Source organism: Lentzea sp. NPDC004789 (assembly GCF_053601075.1).
Genome location: NZ_JBSGBE010000013.1, coordinates 76,681 through 96,455, shown reverse-complemented (window position 1 = coordinate 96,455; position 19,775 = coordinate 76,681). Strand labels below are relative to the sequence as shown.

Sequence of the window (19,775 nt, the reverse complement as noted above, 5' to 3'; positions counted from 1 at the left end):
ATGCGCACTCAATCGGAGTTGCACCACATCAGCACCGCGGGCCCGTCCGGTGTGACGACCGGCACCCACGCCTCGTCGGCCTCACCGATCTCCCCGAGCCGCAGCTCGCCCTCGCCCTCGCTGCCGCCGAACCACGCACCGTCGACGGCCTCGCGGAGCCGGCGCACCTCCTCCGGCCGCCAGCTGCGGTTCCAGGTACCGGCGCCCTTGAACGTGCCCTCGAACAGCTCGACGAGCTCGTCGAGCATCTCGGGACCGTGCAGCGGTACCAGATAGCCCTCCACCTGCCCCTGACGGCAGGCCGTCCCGCCGTACTGCTGCAGGTAGGTGACCCCCGTCTTCGCCCTGACGACGACCGCCAGCCAGCCACCCGCCTGGAACGGGTCGAGATCGACGTACCTCATCACGGCTTCCAGACGTACCCGGCGGTCGTCGTGACCTTGACGAACCCGAGCCGCTCCAGAATCGGCCTGCTGTCCTCGCTGGCGTCGACCTGCAGGTACTTCACGCCGCGCTGGAGCGCCACTTCGGCCCGGTAAGCGATGAGCGCCCGGTAGATGCCCCTGCCGCGCCACTCCGCGAGCGTGCTGCCACCCCAGAGCCCGGCGAACTCGGTCCCCGCCACGACCTCCAGCCGCGCGGACGACACGATGCGCCCGTCGGCCTCGGCGACCACGATGACGGTGTTCGGGTCGTCCACCTTGTCGAGCAGGTAGGGCACCATGACGCCGAGGTCCTTGCCGAACGCCTCGCTGGACGCCGCCACCATCCGGTGAACGTCGGCCTCGTCCCTGGTCTCGCGCAGGACGATCCCGTCGACGTGGACCGGCGTGACCATCTCCTCCGCGAGCCCGACCACCACGGTCTCCGCACTGTCGTGCGCGAACCCGGCGGCCATCAGCCGTTCGGGCAGCTCCGCGGGCGTGTCGTGACCCCACGTCTTCCACTCGACGCTCTGGTCGCGCGCGGTGAAGAACTCACGCTGCCGCACGATGAGCTCGTCGAGCGCCGTGCCGGTGACGCCGAGGTCGGGCGGGCCGGCCACGAAGCCCCGCCGGCGCGGCCAGGACACCCGGAACACCGGACCGTCCTGATCGACCTGGGCGTCGGGGTCTGGGAACGTCCACTCGGCGGAACGGGCCTGGTCGTCGAACGCGCGGAGCAGTGCGGCAGCAGCATCGGTCACTGGCCCGACGCTATTGCTCGGGGTTGGGGAGCCGCACGCGATTTTCAGGCGCGGTTGGGCGCTGCGGCCGCGCCGAGCGGGCGTCACGCTGCGGATTCAGCTGCGCAATGGTCCTCGCTGCCGACGGCTCCTAGCCCCGCGGCAGCACACAGCGCGGACAGATCGGGCCGAGCGACGTCAGGCTTCAGGTTCGGGGGCGGCGGAAGCGATTCACTCCTGGCGATCCAGCTGCCCGGCGGGCAGAAACGCCACCGGCTCCTTGCTCTGAGGGGCAGCGCCCATCCCACACGAACCGAACGACCTCACATCTCGCGCCCCGGCCGCCCCGTCAGCAGAAACACCGATGGCTCCCCGCCCTGGCAGTGCCCACAGCCCGCACGGCCCGACCGCCCGGCGGGCGGAGGCGCGAGCGGGCGGCGTCAGGCTTCGGGATTCGGTTGGGCGGCCGGCAGGAGTGCCCTCACCTCCTCGATCGTCGTGGCTTCGGAGGGGTCCTTGTCCGGGCGGTAGCGCACGACGCGGGCGAACCGCAGGGCGACGCCGCCGGGGTAGCGCGGCGAGACCTGCACGCCGTCCAGCTCGATCTCGATCACGAGTTCCGGGCGGACCATGACGACCCAGTCGTTCTGCGAGATGGCGATCTCCTGCAGGGCCTTGGTCTGCCAGGTGAGCAGCTCGTCGGTGAGACCCTTGAAGGTCTTGCCGACCATCACCGGCGGGCCGCCGTCCGGGTCGCGGGCGCCCAGGTGCAGGTTCGACAGCCATCCTCGGCGGCGGCCGCTGCCCCGTTCGACGCCGAGCACGATCAGGTCGAGGGTGTGGACGGGCTTCACCTTCTGCCAGGCGCGGCCGCGGCGGCCGGCCGCGTACGGCGAGGCCAGCGACTTCACCATCACGCCCTCGTGACCCGCGGACAGCGCTGCCGTCACCACCGACGCCGCCTCCTCCGGTGACGGGTCGAGCGCGCCTGGGATGACGTGCGGGCCCGCCACCTGGCGCAGGGCGGCCAGGCGGTCGCGCAGCGGCTCGTCCAGCAGGTCCTCGCCGTCGAGGTGCAGGCAGTCGAAGAAGTACGGGTGCAGGAGCAGCTCGCGCTCGTCCTGCGCGCCGAACCGGCTCATCGTCTCCTGGAACGGGCGGGGTCTCCCCTCGTCGGTCAGGGCCAGGGTCTCGCCGTCGAGCACCACGGACGTGCACGGCAGGCCGCGCACCAGCTCGACCAGTTCCGGCACCGTCTTGGTGATCTCGCGCAACGTGCGGGTGTAGACGTGCACCTCGTCGCCGGAGCGGTGCACCTGGATGCGCGCTCCGTCGAGCTTGTGCTCCACCACGCAGCTGCCGAGCTCGGACAGCGCCTCGTCGAGCGACTCCGCCGGGGACGCCAGCATGGGCCGCAGGGGGCGGCCGACCTCCAGCCGGAACGCCTCCAGCGCCGCCGCGCCGCCGGCCAGCGCGGCCACCGCCGTCTCCGGTAATCGGCCGGACAGCATGAACGCGCGCCGCACCGTCTCGCCCGGCACGTCCGCGGCCGAGGCGATCGCGTCCAGCATCACGCCCTCCAGCGCGCCCTGGCGCAGCTCGCCGGTCAGCAGGCGGCGCAAGAAGTCCTGTTCCGCAGCCGTGGCGCGGCCGAACAGGGCCGCCAGCAGGTCGGCCCGGCGCTGCGCCGAGCCCTTGCCGGACGTCCCGGCCACCTCGCCGAGCGCGGCGTCGACCTCGGCGACCGTGAGGCCGGCCTGGGCCGCCGGGGGCGTGGAAAGGTCGAAGACCGTCCGCCAACCCGCACCGATGCGACCCTGCCGCGGCGTGCCTATGAGGAACGACACCACCGCGACCACGACGTCGGCCGACGCCGCGCGCAGCAACGCGGACAACGCCTTGACCTTGGCCAGGCGCGACCGGGTCGCCGCCACGGCGGCCGAGGTGTCGACCAGTTCGGAAAGGAGCACGGACTCATGGTGCACCCGAGCACTGACAATTTCTGGAGGGTCAGGCTAGGCTGACCGGGACAACCGTTCTACCTGGGGGTTTATCGCGCCATGAGGGCTTTCAAGATCGTCGCCGCCATCCTGCTCGTCGCGGCCGTCGCCACGCTCACCCCCGGCATCGGCGAGAAGCGCGAGCACATCCTCGACGACGGCACCGTCGAGACCCAGCGCGAGCACATCCTCTAGACCGCCGCGATCTCCCTGACCGCCTCGCGCAGGCGGTCGGGTGTGAGCGCCGCGTAGCCGAGCACCAGCCCCGGCCACATCGGCGTGCGCGTGTACTGCGCCAACGCCCACACGTGCACCCCGCGTTCGGCGAGCCGGTTCTTCAGCGCGAGGTCGTCCGTCCCGTCCGGCATGCGCAACACGACGTGCAACCCGGCCGCGACGCCGATGGGCTGCCACGCGGGCAGGTACTCCGCAACGGCCTCCAACAGCGCGTCCCGCCGCTTCCGGTAGAGCGCGCGCGTACGCCGTAGATGCCGGTCATAGCCGCCCGTCCGCAACATGTGCGCGAACGCGGCCTGCGGGATCGTCGCAGTGCCCATGTCGTTGTACTTCTTGTGGTTCACGATGCCCTCGCGCAGCCGCTCCGGCACCACCAGCCACGCGAGCCGCAGCGCCGGGGCCAGCACCTTGCTCGTCGTCCCCTGGTACACCACGTGCTCCGGCGCCAGCGCCTGCAACGCCCCGAGCGCCGGCCGGTCGTAGCGGTGCTCGGCGTCGTAGTCGTCCTCGATGATCAACCCGTCCCGCTCGCGCGCCCACTCGACGAGTGCCCGCCGCCGTTCCGGGTGCAGCACCATGCCGAGCGGGAACTGGTGCGCCGCGGTCACCAGCACGGCCCGGCAGTCCGTTTTGGACAGAAGGTCGACCCTGATCCCCTTGTCGTCCACCGGAATCGGCACGGTGTGGAGGCCGTGCGACCGCAACATGTGCTCGCCGCCGAAGTGGCTCGGTTCCTCGATCACGATGCTGCCGCGCACCATGCGGGCGGTGAGCTGCAACCCGTCCGCCGAGCCGTTGGTGATCACCGCGTCCTTCGCCACCACCGCGCGAACCCGCGCCAGGTAGTCGACGATCTCCTTGCGCAGCCCCAGAAACCCGGCCGGATCCGGGTACGCCAGGTCGTCGTCGGGCAGCTCCGCGAGCGCCGCCCGGTGCGCCGCGACCCATTCCGCACGCGGAAAGGCGCCCAGCGCGGGCAACCCGGGCCGGAGGTTGAACCGCCACCGCTGCGGCGGTTGCGGCACACCGCACTCCTCGGCGGGCCCGAGGCTCGCGACCGTCGTCCCCGACCCGCGCCTGGTGGTGAGATACCCCTCCGCGACGAGCTGGGTGTAGGCCGACGTGACGGTCCCGCGCGCCACCCCGAGCTGCGCCGCGAGGTCGCGACTGGACGGCAACCGGGTCCCCGGCGTGAGCCGCCCGTCCCGGACGGCCCGGCGCAGCTCGGCCTCCACACCACGCCGCCGCTGATGCCCCGGCAGCAGCAGCTCCCGAAAAGTGGTCCAGTTCGCAACCATGGAGGTGGAGCTTAAACCTGGACCAGTTCGGCGCAAGGCTCTGCGCATGAAACTCGGGGTGGCCGCGGGAGCGACAGCGGCAACGATCGTCGGCGCGTCCGTACCCGTCACCGGCATGCTGGAGGGCTATCCGGTCCTGACCGGCCAGGCCATGCGCTACCTGCTGGGCGCGGCCGTGCTGCTGCTCGTGGCCCGCCGCCTGCCCATGCCGTCGTGGCGCGACATCCCACCGTTGCTGGGCGTGGTCGCGACGGGGATGCTCGGCTTCAACGCCGTGTTGATCGCCGCGCAGCAGTACGCGGAACCCGGTTTCGTGGCCGCCGTGATGGGCGGCGCTCCGATCGCCTTGGCCCTGTTGTCCCGCCAACGCACGACATCCGCCGTTGTCGGCGCGGTGGTGGTGGCCGCGGGCATCGTGCTGTTGTCCGGCGGCGGCACGTGGCACGGCCCCGGCCTGGCGCTCGCTCTGCTGACGATGGCCGGCGAGGTCTGCTTCACGCTGTTCGCGGTCGGCGTCGTGCGCCGGCTCGGCGTGCTGGGCGTGGCGACCTGGACGTGTCTGCTGGCGGCCGTGATCGGCGCGGTGCTCGGCACGTTCCTCGGTGGCTGGCAGCTGCCGGACGCGCGACAGGCGTCCGCGCTCGCGCTGCTGGCGGTGGTGGTGACCGCGCTGGCGTTCGGGCTCTGGTACTTCGCCGTGAACCGTCTTGGGTCTGACCGCGCCGGCGTGCTCATCGGGCTGATGCCGGTCTCCGGCCTGGTGACGTCCGTGTTGTTGGGCGCGCAGCAACTCACGTTGGTGTCCGCCGCCGGTGCCGCCACGGTCGCACTCGGGTGCGCCATCGGGCTTCGCAGGGGTTCCCGGACATCGGACGCCGAGCGTCGTGAGCTTCCCCTGACCAGGCAGGAGAAGCTCACGACGCCATGACGGTCACGACAGGTCCGGGCCCTGCGAACGCAGGTCGTCGACCTTCGACATCGCATCGCGCAGTTCGCCCAGCCACGCGTCGGCGTGCTCGCCCACCAGGCGAACGGCCCACGCCAGCGCGTCGGCGCGGGAACGGGCCACACCGGCCGCCACGAGCGTGTCGAGCACCTGGCGTTCCGGCTGACGCAGACGCGTCATCACCGGCACGGCCAGATGAGTGAAGAGCTCGCGCGTGCCGCCCTGGACCGCGCCCCAGGCCACCTTGCGGCCGTAGCGGTGCTCGGCCTGGCGCGCGATCTCGATGCGCTCGTCGCGCGTCTCCTCCCGCCAGCGGGAGATGCGGCCCGACTCGGCCGCCGCGCGCGAGGCGTCGTCGAACTCGCCTTCCAGCGCCGGGAGCGTGCCGATGACGGTGATCTCCTCGCGGTCGACGATCACCTCCGGCGCGCCGGTGAACCACCCGTCCGGCAGCCGGCCCGCGAACCACGCCGCCGCGTCGTCGGCCGACGGCAGGTCAGCCTGCTGCCACCCGCCTCGTCCTCGCCATCCACGTCCCATTTCGACCACCCCTGATTACATGATTACGTCATTACTGACGTTACGCCTGCAATCAGCCGGTGGTGTTCGCCGTCAGCGAAGTGACCAGGGCTTCTGCCGAAACGACGGGCCGGTCGCACGCGTAGCCGCGGCACACGTAGGCCGCCGGGGCCTCGTCCACCAGCGGGCGGTCTTCCAGCAACGGAGTCGCGCCGGGCTCGCCGGCCACGACGACGCCGCCTCCTGGCACATGAGCGACCGCCGCCGCCCACAGCGACGCACGGCGCGAGTCGTCGGCACCGACGACGGCCACCTGCAGCGGTCCGGCCACCAGGGTCTCGGCGACGGTCAGCCAGTGACCGGCGAACCGCGGAGCCCGCGCGGCGAGCAGACCGGCCCGCGTCACGGCCTCCGACGCCGCCGTCAGGTACCGCCCCGACCGGTCGGGACCGACCAGCAGTGACGCGGTCAGCAAGGCCGAGGCCAGCGAGGACGCACCGGAAGGCGACGCGTTGTCGGTCGAGTCGGCAGGACGGCGCACCAGCGACTCCGCGTCGTCGGCGGTGTCGTAGTAGGCGCCAGGCGAATCCGGCACGGCGAAACGGGAGAGAGCGGTGTCCAACAGCCCGCACGCCAGGTCGAGCCACCGGATCGAGCCCGTGACCTGGTGCAACGCCAGCAGACCGTCGGCGAGGCAGCCGTAGTCCTCCAGCACGCCCAACGACGGCCCGGCCACCCCGTCCCGCGAGGTCCGCAGCAACCGGCCCTCGACCAGGTGCACCGAGGCGAGCAGCGAAGCCGCCTCCGACGCCGCCGCGATCCACGCCGGTTCGCCGAAGAACGCGCCCGCCTCGGCCAGCGCCGCGATCGCCATGCCGTTCCAGGCCGCGATCACCTTGTCGTCCCGGCCCGGCTGCGGACGCGCGGCACGAACCGCCAGCAGCGACGCCCGCACGTCCTCCCCCGGCTCGGACACGAAGCGCAACGTCGACCTGCCGTCCTCGAAGTTCGGCTCCTCCGTCACACCGAACGCCGCGGCGGCGGAACCCAGCTCCTCGAACGACCACACGTACGTCAGACCCTCGACGCCCTCGGTGTCGGCGTCCAGCGAAGCCGCGAAGCCGCCTTCGGCCGTCCGCAGGTCGCGCAGCAGGAACGACGCCGTGTCGCGCGCCACCCGCGAGTACCGCTCGGACCCCGTGACCCGCGTCAGGCGCGTGTAGAAGCGAAGCAGCAAAGCGTTGTCGTACAACATCTTCTCGAAGTGCGGCACCACCCACGCCGCGTCGACGCTGTAGCGCGCGAACCCGCCGCCGAGCTGGTCGTACATGCCGCCGTTCGCCATCGCGTCGGCCGTCGAGGTCGCCATCGAGATCGCCTCGACCGACCCCGTGCGTTCGTGGTGGCGCAGCAGGAACTCGACCACCATCGACGGCGGGAACTTCGGCGCACCACCGAATCCGCCGTGCCGTCGGTCGAACTCGCCCAGCAGCGACACCACCGCGCCCGCGAGCGCGTCCGAGTCCACAGCGGACGGAGGCAGCGGCGCGGAATGCCGCGAAATCTCCTCCACCACAACGGAAGCCGATTCCAGCACCTCCTCCGGCCGGGTGGTCCACGCCGCGGAGACGGCCTCGATCAGCTGGGTGAACGACGGCATGCCGGGCCGCGGCGCCGGCGGGTAGTAGGTGCCCGCGTGGAACGGCCGCGCGTCCGGCGTCAGGAACACCGTCATCGGCCACCCGCCGTGCCCGGTCATGGCCTGCGTGACCTCCATGTACACGGCGTCGACGTCCGGACGTTCCTCACGATCGACCTTCACCGCAACGAAGTTCTCGTTCACGACGGAAGCCACCGCGTCGTCCTCGAACGACTCATGTGCCATCACGTGACACCAATGACAGGCCGCGTATCCGATGGACAGCAACACCGGAACGTTGCGCCGTCGCGCCTCCTCGAACGCCTCCGGGCTCCACGGCCACCAGTCGACCGGGTTCTCGGCGTGCTGCTGGAGGTACGGCGACTGGGCGTGTGCCAGTCGATTCACCATGCCCCCAGTATCCCCGCCGCGGCCGGAGAAGAAATTTCGCGGACAGCGGCAACCTTTTCGGAGCCGGTGGCAACCAGGTGTCGCCCCTAAGTGACAAAGGCTGAAAGAGAGCACCACATGTTCCCTCGCCCACCTGCGAAGCATCGTGTGCGTCGGTTGTTCAGGCGCCGTGGTTTCCTGGCGGCCCTCGTCCTGTCCGTCCTGGCCGGCACCACGTTCGTGGTCCACTCCGCTCTCGCGGAAACCGTGGACACGAAGTCCTGGTACGTGCTGGTCAACCGCAACAGCGGCAGGGCGCTGGACGGCCTCGCCTGGGCCACGAACGACGGTGCGGCGGTGGTGCAGTGGGGCCGGCACGGCGGGGCGAACCAGCAGTGGCGGTTCATCGCCGCGGGCGACGGGTACTTCCGGGTCCAGAACCGGAACTCCGGCAACGTGCTGGACGACAACGGCTGGTCGAAGACCCCCGGTTCCGCGATGGTGCAGTGGCGCGACCTGAACGGCGCCAACCAGCAGTTCCGCGTGGAGAAGTCGTCAGACGGCTACGTGCGGCTGATCAACCGCCACAGCGGCATGGCCGTCGAGGTCCAGGGCGGTGACAAGGCCGACGGTGGCCGCATCGCCCAGTACTGGGACTGGGGCGGCCCCAACCAGCAGTGGCAGCTCGTCACGGCCGGCCGCGGGGCGGACACGACCAGCACCATCAGCACCACCACGCCCGCCAAGCCCGCCTCGCCGAGCATCGGCGTGCCGACCAGCCAGGCCTCGGCCGGCACCAGCGCGACGACCACGACGGCGGCTCCGACCACCAACAGCAACAACTCCGCGGCCCGTTTCATGGGCAGCAGCACGATGCTCATCGGCGGCTCGATGTCCGAAACCTCCGCGACCGCCGCGCCGTTCGACGTGCGCTACAACTACGTGCACAGCCGGCCCGCGCCCTCGTCGGACTACTACACGGCAGCACGCTGCAAGGCCGAGTGGTCGAGCTGGTGGGGCTGCTGGAACGGCGAGACCACGGCGCCCGGCACCTACGTGACCTGGAACGACGACCGCGTGTCCAAGGTGACGTACCAGGGCAAACCGCGCCCGCAGAAGTACTTCTGGACCTGGTACTCGTTGCGCGACCTCGGTGATCTGGCGGGACAGGGCGACGGTCCGGGCGAGGTCGTCGCCATCAACAGGACCGACCTGCTCACGCGTTACCTGAACGACTACCGCTTCTTCCTCCAGAAGATCGGCACGTCCCAGGACATGATCGACATCGAGCCGGACTTCTGGGGTTACGTCCGTTCGCTCGGCGATCCGCACAAGGTCGCCGCGCAGGTCACCGCCTCGAACCCGGCGGACTGCGGATCTCACGAGAACAGCGCCGCCGGACTCGCCGGCTGTCTGATCGCGATGGCGCACAAGTACGCGCCGAACACGGGCGTGGGCTTCCACCTCACCTGCTGGGACTGGGAGAGCAACCTGCAGCGCTGCGTCAACGACTACGCGGCTCTGGGGGCGAAGAACGCCGACTTCCTCGTCTCCGACGTGGTGGACCGCGACGCGGGCTGGTACGCGCTGCCGAGGAACGGTGGCCGCAACACCTACTGGAACGACCAGAAGGCCAACGCCGCACTGGGGTTCTACAAGACCATGGCCGAGTCGGTGGGCAAGCCCGTGGTCCTGTGGCAGATCCCCGTGGGCAACATGGCGCAGAACAACACCCTCAACCACTACCAGGACGACAAGGTGGACTGGCTCTTCGGGCACCTGGACCAGGTGGCGAACGCACATGTCGCCGCCCTCCTGTTCGGCCCGGGGCACAACGAGCAGACGACGGCCGAGACCGACGGCGGGAACCTGATCAACAAGACGATCGCCTACCGCAACTCCGGTGGCACCGCGCTCAAGTAGACGAACGCTAATTCACCTGCGCGAGCCGGGTCTGTCGATCAGACTCGGCTTCGTGCTGCTCACCATGACCACCACCCACCAGCCGGCGACCGACCTCGGTCACCTGCTGCACAAGCACCCCGAACGGGCCCAGTCCTTCACGACGAGCTCGGGCACCGCGCACGTCTTCTACCCCAAGGCGACGCACGAGGAGTGCACCGTCGCGCTGCTCCTTGAGGTCGACCCCATCGCGCTGGTGCGAGGTCCCGGCAGCACGCTCACCCAATACGTCAACGACCGTCCGTACGCGGCCGGCTCGTTGCTCACGGTCGCACTCGGCAGCGTGTTCCGCACCGCGATGAACGGCCGCAGCGAGAGCTACCCGGAACTGGCCAAAACGCCGATTCCGCTGGTCATCCGCATTCCCGCGCTGCCGCACCGGCTCGCGGACCGGCTGTTCACGCCGCTCGGCTGGACGGTCGAAACGAAGGAGCACGGCGACTCGCGCTACGGCGACGTCACGCTGACCGGCACCGTCCGGCTCAGCGACGCGTTGAAGCACCTCTACGTGCTGCTGCCCGTGCTCGACGGCGGCAAGCACTACTGGGTCGCGGCCGACGAGGTCGACAAGCTGCTCAGGGCGGGTGAGGGCTGGCTGTCCGCGCACCCCGACAAGGAGCTGATCACCACCAGGTACCTGGCCCGCAAGCGGCCGCTCGTGCTGTCCGCGCTGGAACGCCTCGCCGAGGTCGACGAGGTCGAGCCGGAGGAGCTGGACAACGCGCTCGCCGAACCGAAGATCTCCCTTGCCGCACAGCGCAAGGAAGCGGTGATCAAGGCGTTGAAGGACGCGCGGGCCACGCGCGTGCTCGACCTCGGCTGCGGTGGTGGTGCGTTGCTGCGCGAGCTCGTGAAGGAGCCGGAGTTCACCGAGATCCACGGTGTCGACGTGTCCGCGAAGGCGTTGCAGGAGGCCGCGCGCAAGCTGAAGCTCGACCGCATGCCCGACCGGGTGCGCGAGCGGATCACGTTGCGGCAGTCGGCTCTGACCTACGCGGACACCGCGCTGGCCGGGTACGACGCGGCGGTGCTGATGGAGGTCGTCGAGCACGTCGACCCGTCGCGCCTGCCCGCGCTGGAGCACTCGGTGTTCGTCGTGGCACGACCGGCGACCGTGCTGGTGACGACGCCGAACGTCGAGTACAACGCGCTGTTCGAGACGTTGCCCGCCGGGCAGATGCGTCATTCCGACCACCGTTTCGAGTGGACTCGGGCGGAGTTCCGCGAGTGGGCGGACGGCGTCGCCGCACGACGTGGCTATCGCGTGCGGTACGTGGGGATCGGGCCGGAGGACGCCGAGCGCGGCGCTCCGACCCAGATGGCCGTGTTCGGCTTGGGGGAAGAAGCCTGATGGAACTGAAGATCCCGGACCTGTGTCTGGTGGTGCTGGTCGGCGCCTCCGGTTCCGGCAAGTCCACGTTCGCGCGCAAGCACTTCCTGCCCACGCAGGTGCTGTCGAGCGACTACTTCCGCGGTCTCGTGTCGGACGACGAGAACGACCAGTCGGCGTCCGCGGCGGCGTTCGACGTGCTCCACTACGTGGCCGCCAAACGGCTGGAGGCCGGCAAGGTCACCGTCATCGACGCCACCAACGTGCAGGCGCCCGACCGCGCCAAGCTGGTCGAGGTCGCGAAGAAGGCCAACGTGCTGCCGGTCGCGATCGTGCTCGACACCCCGGCCGACGTCTGCCTCAGGCGCAACGCACAGCGCCCGGACCGCGACTTCGGCGCGCACGTGGTGAAGCGGCACCGGGCTGCGTTGCGGCGGTCGTTGAAGTTCCTCGGCAAGGAGGGCTTCAAACGTGTCCACGTGCTGCGCACCGAGTCCGAAGTGGACAACTCGGTCATCGTCTACGAGAGGCTGCTCAACGACCTGCGGCACGAGACCGGTCCGTTCGACGTGATCGGTGACGTGCACGGCTGCCGTGCCGAGCTGGAGGAGCTGCTGGTCGAGCTGGGCTACGAGATCCAGCGCGACGACGAGGGCCGCGCGGTCGACGCGCTCCCACCGGCCGACCGCAAGGCGGTGTTCGTCGGCGACCTCGTGGACCGCGGCCCGGACACGCCCGGCGTGCTGCGCCTCGTGATGGGCATGGTCGCCGCCGGGCACGCCTTGAGCGTGCGCGGAAACCACGAGGAGAAGCTCGTGCGGGCGTTGCGCGGCCACAAGGTGACGGTCCGGCACGGGCTGGAGAAGTCGCTGGAGCAGCTCGCACACGAGACCCCCGAGTTCCGTCGTGCCGCCGAGAAGTTCTGCGACGGCTTGATCGCGCACTACGTGCTGGACGGCGGAAACCTCGTCGTCGCACACGCCGGTCTGCCCGAGCGCTACCACGGCCGGGCGTCGGCCAAGGTGCGCAGTTTCGCGCTGTACGGCGACACGACCGGTGAGGTCGACGAGTACGGACTGCCGGTCCGGTTGCCGTGGGCGAACGACTACCGCGGTGCCGCGATGGTGCTGTACGGGCACGTCCTGGTGCCGGAGGCCGAGTGGATCAACAACACCATGTGCCTGGAGACGGGCGTGGTGTTCGGCGGCAAGCTGACCGCGTTGCGCTACCCGGAGAAGGAGCTCGTCGCCGTCAAGGCGCACCAGACCTGGTACGAGAACGACCGGCCGTTCCCCGCGCCCGTGGCCGAACGCGCGCCGGACGTGCTGTCGTTGACCGACGTCACGGGTCTGCGCCGGATCGACACGTCGCTGATCGGCGCGGTGACGATCCGCGCGGAGCAGTCGGCTTCGGCACTGGAGGTGATGAGCCGGTTCGCGATCGACCCGCACGACCTGCTCTACCTGCCGCCGACGATGGCACCGTGCGCGACCTCGGCGCGGGATGACGTGCTGGAGCACCCGGACGAGGCCTTCGCCGAGTACCGGGCGGCGGGTGTCGCGCAGGTGATCTGCGAGGAGAAGCACATGGGCTCCCGCGCGGTGTTGTTGGTGCGGAAGGTTGGTGGCGCGATCTACACACGCACCGGTCGGGCGTTCTTCGACGGCGAGCTGGGCGAGTCGTTGCTGTCGCGCGTGCGTTCGGCCTGCGCCGGCCTGTTCGACGAGTTCTCGACGGACTGGCTGCTCCTCGACGCCGAGCTGATGCCGTGGAACGCCAAGGCTTCCGGGTTGATCCGCGAGCAGTACGCGGCGGTCGGCGCGGCGGCAACCGGAGCGTTGCCGGTGGCGGTGGAGGCTCTGGAGACGGCGGCCGCTCGTGGTGTCGACGTCTCGGAACTGTTGGCGCGCACGGTTCAGCGGGCGTCGAACGCGGCCGCGTACCAGAAGGCCTACGAACGCTACTGCTGGCCGGTCGAGGGCCTGGACGGCGTGCGGATCGCGCCGTTCCAGCTGCTGGCCGCGGAAGGGCAGACCTTCCACGACCGCTCGCACCTGTGGCACCTGGAGACGCTCGGACGGCTGGAGGGACCGTTGTTCCAGCAGACCCGGCACCTCGTGGTCGACACCGCGGATCCCGCGGCCGGCGTGCGGTGGTGGGAGGAGCTCACCGAGGCCGGTGGTGAGGGCATGGTCGTGAAGCCGCTGGCGAACTCGGCCGGACGCGTCCAGCCGGGCGTGAAGGTGCGCGGGCGGGAGTACCTGCGGATCATCTACGGCCCGGACTACACCTCGCCGGAGAACCTCGAACGCCTGCGCAAGCGCTCTCTCGGCCGCAAGCGCGGGCTGGCCCTGCGCGAGTACGCCCTGGGCGTCGAGGCGCTGGAACGCGTCGCGCGCGGCGAACCGCTGTGGCGCGTGCACGAATGCGTTTTCGGTGTGCTGGCCCTGGAATCGGAACCGGTGGACCCACGACTGTGATTCTCGAAACGATCATCGGGTCGCACGCCTACGGGCTGGCGACCGCGTCGTCCGATGTGGACAGACGTGGCGTGTTCGTCGCGCCCACGGAAGCGTTCTGGCTGTTGGAGAAGCCGCCGACCTCGGTGGAGGGACCTGATCCGGAACAGCTCAGCTGGGAGGTCGAGCACTTCTGCGGACTGGGCCTGAAGTCGAACCCGACGGTGCTCGAAACGCTGGTGAGCCCGCTGGTCGAGATCATCACGCCGCTGGGAGAGGAGCTGCGCGAGCTGCTGCCCGCGTTCCTCTCCCGGTACGCGGTGCGGGCGTTCACGCGCGCGACGGAGATGCAACTGTCGCGCGCGGGGCGCAACCTCAAGCCGAAGCAGCTCATGCACGTCGTGCGGCTGCGGCTGGTCGGGTTGAACCTGCTGCGCACCGGCCGGTACGAGATCGCGGCGGACCGTTCGCTGCTGGGTATCCGGGATGGAACGGTGCCGTGGGACGACGCGGTGGCCTGGGCGCATCGGCTCGGGGACGAACTGGCCGCGGCGGACGGGCCGTTGCCGGAGGAACCCGACCGGGCTCGGGTGGAGGATTGGCTGGTTTCGGTGCGCAGGAGGGCGTTGTGAGCTACGAGGTTCCTGACCTGAGGGCGGTCGTCGAGGAGCAGTCGCACGGTCTGCTCTTCGCGACCGTGTCCGGCGCGCACCTGTACGGCTTCCCGTCCCGCGACTCCGACGTCGACCTGCGCGGCGTGCACGTGCTGCCGCTCCCCGAGGTCGTCGGGCTGCGGCGCGGTCCGGAGACCAAGGAGCGGATGTGGGTGCGCGACGGCGTCGAGATCGACCTCGTCACGCACGACGTGGAGAAGTTCTGCCGGCTGCTCACCCGGCCGAACGGCTACGTGCTGGAACAGCTGCTCTCGCCGCTGGTCGTGCACACCACCGGCGGTCACCGCGAGCTCGCGGAACTGGCCGCCGGGTGCCTGACCTCACGGCACGGGCACCACTACCGCGGATTCGCCGTGACGCAGTGGCGGCTGTTCGAGCGGACCGGCGAGATCAAGCCGCTGCTCTACACGTTCCGCGCGCTGCTGACCGGCGTGCACCTGATGCGCACCGGCGAGGTCGTCGCGCACCTGCCGACGTTGCTGGAGAAGCTCGATGGCCCGGACCACCTGACCGCGCTCATCGAGGCCAAGATCCTCGGCGAGCACCGGGCGCTGGCGGGCGTGGCCGCACGACCGGCTCCCGAACGGCTGGAGGCGGACCTCGCGCACTGGCAGGAAGAGCTGCAGAAGGCGCGGACCGCGAGCGATCTGCCCGAGCACCCGCCCGCGTTCGAGGCGGTGCACGAGTTCGTGATCGCGACCCGGCTGAGCTAGTCCTTCTTCTCGGACGACTTCTCCGCCGACTCCGCGGGCTTCTCCTCGGCGGCCGGCTCGTCGAACGACGCGGGCACGCGCTTGAGGTGCTTGTTCATCGACTTGACGAGGAAGAACACCGCGATGAAGAAGACGATCAGCAGCACGAGGCCGACCGGGGAGGACTTGCCGAAGTCCTCCCCCTGACCGCCCTTGTCGTTCTCGTTCGAGTTCGACGGCTGCCGCACAGCCACGATCGCGACGGTGTCGTACCAGGGGTTCACCCCTAGACCTTAACTCCGGCGAACAGGTCGTTCTCCGGCAGCGTCGAGTCGACCAGCGAACGCACCAGCTCGTACTCCTCGGTCGGCCAGACCTCCCGCTGCAGGTCCTGCGGGATCGCGAACCAGCGGCTGGTCGGGTCGATCTGGGTGGCGTGCGCCTTCAGGGCCTCGTCGCGGACGTCGAAGTAGTCCGCGCACTCGACCTGCGTGGTCACGCGCTCCATCACGTCGGGGCGGTTGGCGTCCCAGTTCGCGAGCCACTCGGTGTACGGCGACTCCAGGCCGCGGGCCTCCATGGCCTCGTGGAACGCCGACAGCTTGGCGCGCGAGAAGCCGTGCGAGTAGTAGACCTTCTGGGTCTCCCACGGCTTGCCGAGCGACGGCTCGAAGTCGGGATCCGCCGCGGCGTCCAGCGCGGCCATCGAGACCTCGTGCGTGCGGATGTGGTCCGGGTGCGGATATCCGCCGTTCTCGTCGTAGGTCACCACGACGTGCGGGCGGAAGTCCCTGATCGCCTCCACCAGCGCGGGCACCGACTCCTCCAGCGGCACGAGGGCGAAGCAGCCCTCGGGCAGCGGCGGCTTCGGGTCGCCCTCGGGCAGGCCGGAGTCCTTGAAGCCCAGCCAGCGGTGCTGGATGCCGAGGATCTTGGCCGCGCGGGCCATCTCCTCGCGGCGAACGTCGATGATGTTCTCGAGCACGTCCGGCCTGTCCATCGCCGGGTTGAGGATGCTGCCCGCGCCACCGTCGGTACAGGTCACGACCATGACGTCGTGACCTTCGGCGATGTAGCGGGCCATCGTGGCCGCGCCCTTGCTCGACTCGTCGTCGGGATGTGCGTGCACTGCCATAAGGCGCAGCTTGTCGGCCATGACCCCCGTGGTCCTCCTGTGTGAACGGTCCTGCGACACTCAACAACCGAACGTCGGGCACCATTGTTCCCCAGGCACTGAGGAGGGCGCGGGAAAGTGTCGCAACGCGCGCTTCCAGAGGGGCGGTACGGCAACAGCAGCCGCAAGCCGCTCAACAAGTGGGCACGGTGGGGGTTACTCGCTGTAGCCGTGGCCGTCGGTGCCGCGGTGGCCTTCGTCGGTTACCGAAATCTCGGCACAAAGCCGATCGAGGCCAAGCAGACGGCGTTCATCATCCTCGGCGACGACAGCGTGAAGGTCAGTTTCGAGGTTTCCCGAGATCAACCGGAGCGACCAGCGGTTTGCATCATTCGGGCCCGTTCCAAGGACGGGGACGAAGGCGGCAGACGCGAAGTTCTGGTGCCTCCGGGGAATTCCGTCGTCGTCGAGACAACAGTTCTCCGCACCTCGAAGCCGCCGGTCACCGGCGAGGTGTTCGGGTGCTCTTACCAGGTTCCCCCCTACTTGTCCACGAGCTAGCGGCCAAGCGGGTGATCTGCGGTTTAAGCGGCGAGACTGGGAACAAATCGCCGTCGCTGAACGTTGTCCACGTGTTACTCTTGAGGCTCAAGCACGGCCCCGGCGCGGGCCGTGTTTTTCCGTTCCGGGCCCACGGCCCGGGAACTATCTGGTGCACACACGTGCGCCGGAGCAAGACGAGGAGTTGGTGACCGTGAGCGACACCCAGGTGACCTGGCTGACCCAGGAGGCCTACGACCGGCTCAAGGCGGAGCTGGACGAACTTATCGCGTACCGCCCGGTCATGGCTGCCGAGATCAACGCCCGCCGCGAGGAGGGCGACCTGCGCGAGAACGGTGGCTACCACGCCGCCCGCGAGGAGCAGGGCAAGCAGGAGGCGCGCATCCGCCAGCTGCACGAGCTGCTCCAGGCCGCGAAGGTCGGCGAGGCCCCCACCACCAAGGGTGTCGCGGCGCCGGGCACGGTGCTGACGATCCGCTACGAAGGCGACGACGAGACCGAGACCTTCCTGCTGGCGACGCGTGAAGAGGGCGCGCACGGTGAGATGGAGGTCTACTCCCCGTCCTCGCCGCTCGGCAAGGCTCTGAACGGCGCGAAGGACGGCGAGACCGTCGAGTACGAGCTGCCCAACGGCAAGCTCCAGAAGGTCACGCTGATCACGGCACTGCCGTACGCGGGCTAGTTCTCCAGACGTTGCGAAGGGCGGTCACCGAGGTCGGTGACCGCCCTTCACGCGTTCCAGGAGCGGCCGCACCCGTGGAGGCACCGGCGTCGACAAGGCGATGGACGTCGACAGCCGGCGCACGTGCGGCACGTCCACCACGCGGTCGACGACCCGCTGCAGGTCCGCGTTCGACCTCGCGACGATCCTCATGAAGAGGTCGCCCTGCCCGGTCGTCGCGTGCACCTCGCACACCTCGGGGATCGCGGCCAGCCCTTCGCACACCTCGGTCCGCCGTCCCTGCGCGATCTCGACCACCGCGAACGCCGTCAGCCCGTAGCCCATCGCGCCGAGATCGAGCGCCGGCGGGAACCCGGTGAGCACGCCGCGCTCGACCAGCCGGTCGAGGCGCGCCTGCACGGTTCCGCGGGCGACGCCCAGCCGCCGGGAGCATTCGAGGACGCCGAGCCGCGGCTCGTCCGTCAACAGCAGCAACAGCCTGGCGTCGAGTTCGTCCACCGGCTGGTCAGAGTGCTCACTCTGTTGATCTGAAGGCACAGATCACTGTACAAAATGCACAGCGAATTCGCTGACTGTTGCTCACCCTGCTAGGTCGAATCATGCTGTGAGGCATGACGCAGCAGCTTGACGACGTGAGCTACGACCAGCTCCGGCAGCTCGTGGGGTTGGTCGACTACGACGCGACCAAGGACCCCTTCCCCGTGCGCGCCATGGACGCCGTGGTGTTCGTCGTGGGCAACGCCACCCAGACCTCCTGGCTCTACCAGGTGGCGTTCGGCATGGAGCTCGTGGCCTACGCGGGTCCCGAGACCGGCCAGCGCACCCACAAGTCGTTCGTGCTGAAGTCGGGCTCGGCCCGCTTCGTGATCCACGGCGGCGTCCAGCCCGGCTCCCCGCTGCTCGACCACCACCGCAGGCACGGCGACGGCGTGGTCGACCTGGCGCTGGAGGTCGGCGACGTCGACCGGTGCATCGAGCACGCCCGCAAGCAGGGCGCGACCGTGCTGGAGGAGCCGCACGACGTGTCCGACGTGCACGGCACCGTCCGTCTCGCGGCCATCGCCACGTACGGCGAGACCCGCCACACGCTGGTGGACCGCTCCCGGTACAACGGCCCCTACCTGCCCGGTTACGTCGCCAGGACGTCGACGGTGAAGCGGCCGGAGGGTGCGCCGAAGCGCCTGTTCCAGGCCGTCGACCACTGCGTCGGCAACGTCGAGCTCGGCAAGATGGACTACTGGGTCGAGTGGTACAACCGCGTCATGGGCTTCGTGAACATGGCGGAGTTCATCGGTGACGACATCGCCACCGACTACTCGGCGCTGATGTCCAAGGTCGTCTCCAACGGCAACCACCGGGTCAAGTTCCCGCTGAACGAGCCGGCGATCGCGAAGAAGAAGTCGCAGATCGACGAGTACCTGGAGTTCTACGAGGGCGCGGGCGTCCAGCACATCGCGCTGGCCACCAACGACATCATCAGGACCGTCACGGCCATGCGCGACGCCGGTGTCGAGTTCCTGGACACGCCGGACTCCTACTACGACGACCCGGAGCTGCGGGCCCGGATCGGCGAGGTCCGCGTGCCGATCGAGGTCCTCAAGGAGCACCGCATCCTGGTCGACCGCGACGAGGACGGCTACCTGCTACAGATCTTCACCAAGCCGATCGGCGACCGCCCGACCGTCTTCTACGAACTGATCGAGCGGCACGGCTCGCTGGGCTTCGGCAAGGGCAACTTCAAGGCCCTTTTCGAGGCGATCGAGCGCGAACAGGAGCGACGCGGCAACCTCTGATGGCGATCCCCCGGTAAGGTGCTTAACGGGGGATACACATCGTGGGGAGGTGGCATGGCACTCGCACGACGCGTGGCCGCGGTGATTCCGCTGGTCGGAGCCGTGACCACGGCTGCGGCACTGACCGGAGCGGCGTTCTTGACCGTGGCGCACGCCGGGTGTGACGAAGCCGGCCGCTTCGTCCGCACCGGCGAGTCGATCGAGTTCGTCGGCGGCTGCGTCAACGGCGCCGACCTTCCGGCGGCGCCCGCGGCCGAGGCCGACAACGTCGACAGGTTCGGCGGCTCCAAGAAGCCTTAGCGGTAACGCACGCG

General features: G+C 69.8%; 20 protein-coding genes. 11 read left to right on the top strand and 9 right to left on the bottom strand.

Translation table 11 applies throughout. The features are described 5' to 3' along the window. Window positions 1–8 precede the first annotated feature (8 nt). The 3 genes from ACWEIJ_RS27640 to ACWEIJ_RS27630 all read right to left on the bottom strand — a co-directional run bounded on the left by ACWEIJ_RS27640 (window position 9) and on the right by ACWEIJ_RS27630 (window position 3,135). Window positions 9–404, bottom strand: a complete 396-nt coding sequence (locus ACWEIJ_RS27640) for a DUF6210 family protein (RefSeq protein WP_449840148.1) — start codon at window positions 402–404, stop codon at window positions 9–11. Further along, window positions 404–1,186 (bottom strand): GNAT family N-acetyltransferase, encoded by a 783-nt coding sequence (locus ACWEIJ_RS27635; RefSeq protein WP_449840147.1) that lies wholly within the window; start codon window positions 1,184–1,186, stop codon window positions 404–406. The genes ACWEIJ_RS27640 and ACWEIJ_RS27635 overlap by 1 nt, the downstream gene beginning before the upstream one ends. A gap of 419 nt (window positions 1,187–1,605) precedes the next feature. Then, window positions 1,606–3,135, bottom strand: coding sequence for an ATP-dependent DNA ligase (locus ACWEIJ_RS27630; protein WP_449840146.1), 1,530 nt, complete (start codon window positions 3,133–3,135; stop codon window positions 1,606–1,608). A gap of 90 nt (window positions 3,136–3,225) precedes the next feature. Between ACWEIJ_RS27630 and ACWEIJ_RS27625 the strand changes: the two genes are divergently transcribed. Next, window positions 3,226–3,360: a hypothetical protein gene (locus tag ACWEIJ_RS27625; RefSeq protein WP_449840145.1), complete on the top strand. Its 135-nt coding sequence runs from the start codon at window positions 3,226–3,228 to the stop codon at window positions 3,358–3,360. On the opposite strand, the gene pdxR is transcribed toward ACWEIJ_RS27625, so the two are convergent. Next, window positions 3,357–4,700: a MocR-like pyridoxine biosynthesis transcription factor PdxR gene (pdxR, locus tag ACWEIJ_RS27620; RefSeq protein ID WP_449840144.1), complete on the bottom strand. Its 1,344-nt coding sequence runs from the start codon at window positions 4,698–4,700 to the stop codon at window positions 3,357–3,359. The two genes, ACWEIJ_RS27625 and pdxR, sit on opposite strands and share 4 nt — an antisense overlap. Before the next feature lie 46 nt (window positions 4,701–4,746). On the opposite strand from pdxR, the gene ACWEIJ_RS27615 reads away from it, so the two are divergent. Next, window positions 4,747–5,628 (top strand): DMT family transporter, encoded by an 882-nt coding sequence (locus tag ACWEIJ_RS27615; RefSeq protein ID WP_449840143.1) that lies wholly within the window; start codon window positions 4,747–4,749, stop codon window positions 5,626–5,628. Window positions 5,629–5,631: 3 nt separating this feature from the next. Here the strand turns inward: ACWEIJ_RS27615 and ACWEIJ_RS27610 are convergent, their stop codons facing one another. Together ACWEIJ_RS27610 and ACWEIJ_RS27605 are read right to left on the bottom strand one after the other, a co-directional pair. After that, on the bottom strand, window positions 5,632–6,186 hold the full coding sequence (locus ACWEIJ_RS27610; protein WP_449840142.1) for a hypothetical protein: 555 nt from the start codon (window positions 6,184–6,186) through the stop codon (window positions 5,632–5,634). 52 nt (window positions 6,187–6,238) lie between these two features. Then, window positions 6,239–8,215 (bottom strand): thioredoxin domain-containing protein, encoded by a 1,977-nt coding sequence (locus tag ACWEIJ_RS27605; protein WP_449840141.1) that lies wholly within the window; start codon window positions 8,213–8,215, stop codon window positions 6,239–6,241. A gap of 156 nt (window positions 8,216–8,371) precedes the next feature. Here ACWEIJ_RS27605 and ACWEIJ_RS27600 point away from each other — a divergent pair, with 156 nt between their 5' ends. Genes ACWEIJ_RS27600 through ACWEIJ_RS27580 form a run of 5 tightly spaced genes read left to right on the top strand, consistent with a single transcriptional unit; the run spans window position 8,372 to window position 15,332 of the window. Next, window positions 8,372–10,117 (top strand): RICIN domain-containing protein, encoded by a 1,746-nt coding sequence (locus ACWEIJ_RS27600; RefSeq protein WP_449840140.1) that lies wholly within the window; start codon window positions 8,372–8,374, stop codon window positions 10,115–10,117. Between the two features lie 52 nt (window positions 10,118–10,169). Beyond that, on the top strand, window positions 10,170–11,507 hold the full coding sequence (locus ACWEIJ_RS27595; protein WP_449840139.1) for a 3' terminal RNA ribose 2'-O-methyltransferase Hen1: 1,338 nt from the start codon (window positions 10,170–10,172) through the stop codon (window positions 11,505–11,507). Continuing rightward, window positions 11,507–13,966, top strand: a complete 2,460-nt coding sequence (locus tag ACWEIJ_RS27590) for a polynucleotide kinase-phosphatase (RefSeq protein ID WP_449840138.1) — start codon at window positions 11,507–11,509, stop codon at window positions 13,964–13,966. Before ACWEIJ_RS27595 ends, ACWEIJ_RS27590 begins: the two co-directional genes overlap by 1 nt. Continuing rightward, window positions 13,963–14,577, top strand: coding sequence for a nucleotidyltransferase domain-containing protein (locus ACWEIJ_RS27585; protein ID WP_449840137.1), 615 nt, complete (start codon window positions 13,963–13,965; stop codon window positions 14,575–14,577). Before ACWEIJ_RS27590 ends, ACWEIJ_RS27585 begins: the two co-directional genes overlap by 4 nt. Further along, window positions 14,574–15,332 (top strand): nucleotidyltransferase domain-containing protein, encoded by a 759-nt coding sequence (locus ACWEIJ_RS27580; RefSeq protein ID WP_449840136.1) that lies wholly within the window; start codon window positions 14,574–14,576, stop codon window positions 15,330–15,332. The genes ACWEIJ_RS27585 and ACWEIJ_RS27580 overlap by 4 nt, the downstream gene beginning before the upstream one ends. Here ACWEIJ_RS27580 and ACWEIJ_RS27575 read toward each other — a convergent pair. Both ACWEIJ_RS27575 and mca read right to left on the bottom strand, forming a co-directional pair. Further along, window positions 15,329–15,568, bottom strand: a complete 240-nt coding sequence (locus tag ACWEIJ_RS27575) for a hypothetical protein (RefSeq protein WP_449840316.1) — start codon at window positions 15,566–15,568, stop codon at window positions 15,329–15,331. The two genes, ACWEIJ_RS27580 and ACWEIJ_RS27575, sit on opposite strands and share 4 nt — an antisense overlap. Window positions 15,569–15,597: 29 nt before the next feature. Then, window positions 15,598–16,467 (bottom strand): mycothiol conjugate amidase Mca, encoded by an 870-nt coding sequence (gene mca / locus ACWEIJ_RS27570; protein ID WP_449840135.1) that lies wholly within the window; start codon window positions 16,465–16,467, stop codon window positions 15,598–15,600. Between the two features lie 96 nt (window positions 16,468–16,563). Here mca and ACWEIJ_RS27565 point away from each other — a divergent pair, with 96 nt between their 5' ends. Beyond that, entirely contained in the window at window positions 16,564–16,986 is a 423-nt protein-coding gene (locus ACWEIJ_RS27565) for a DUF4307 domain-containing protein (protein ID WP_449840134.1), read from the top strand. Window positions 16,987–17,170: 184 nt separating this feature from the next. After that, window positions 17,171–17,668 carry a transcription elongation factor GreA gene (gene greA / locus ACWEIJ_RS27560; protein WP_109632231.1) on the top strand — a complete coding sequence of 166 codons (498 nt, stop codon included), beginning with the start codon at window positions 17,171–17,173 and terminating at the stop codon, window positions 17,666–17,668. A 24-nt stretch (window positions 17,669–17,692) separates the two neighbouring features. On the opposite strand, the gene ACWEIJ_RS27555 is transcribed toward greA, so the two are convergent. Then, a complete protein-coding gene (locus ACWEIJ_RS27555; RefSeq protein WP_449840133.1) occupies window positions 17,693–18,166 on the bottom strand; it encodes an Lrp/AsnC family transcriptional regulator in 474 nt (157 codons plus the stop codon). A 113-nt stretch (window positions 18,167–18,279) separates the two neighbouring features. Between ACWEIJ_RS27555 and hppD the strand changes: the two genes are divergently transcribed. Together hppD and ACWEIJ_RS27545 are read left to right on the top strand one after the other, a co-directional pair. Then, window positions 18,280–19,461, top strand: coding sequence for a 4-hydroxyphenylpyruvate dioxygenase (gene hppD / locus ACWEIJ_RS27550; RefSeq protein ID WP_449840132.1), 1,182 nt, complete (start codon window positions 18,280–18,282; stop codon window positions 19,459–19,461). A 54-nt stretch (window positions 19,462–19,515) separates the two neighbouring features. After that, the gene (locus ACWEIJ_RS27545) at window positions 19,516–19,761 is read left to right on the top strand and encodes a hypothetical protein (RefSeq protein WP_449840131.1); all 246 of its coding nucleotides are present in this window, start codon (window positions 19,516–19,518) and stop codon (window positions 19,759–19,761) included. Window positions 19,762–19,775: the final 14 nt, after the last annotated feature.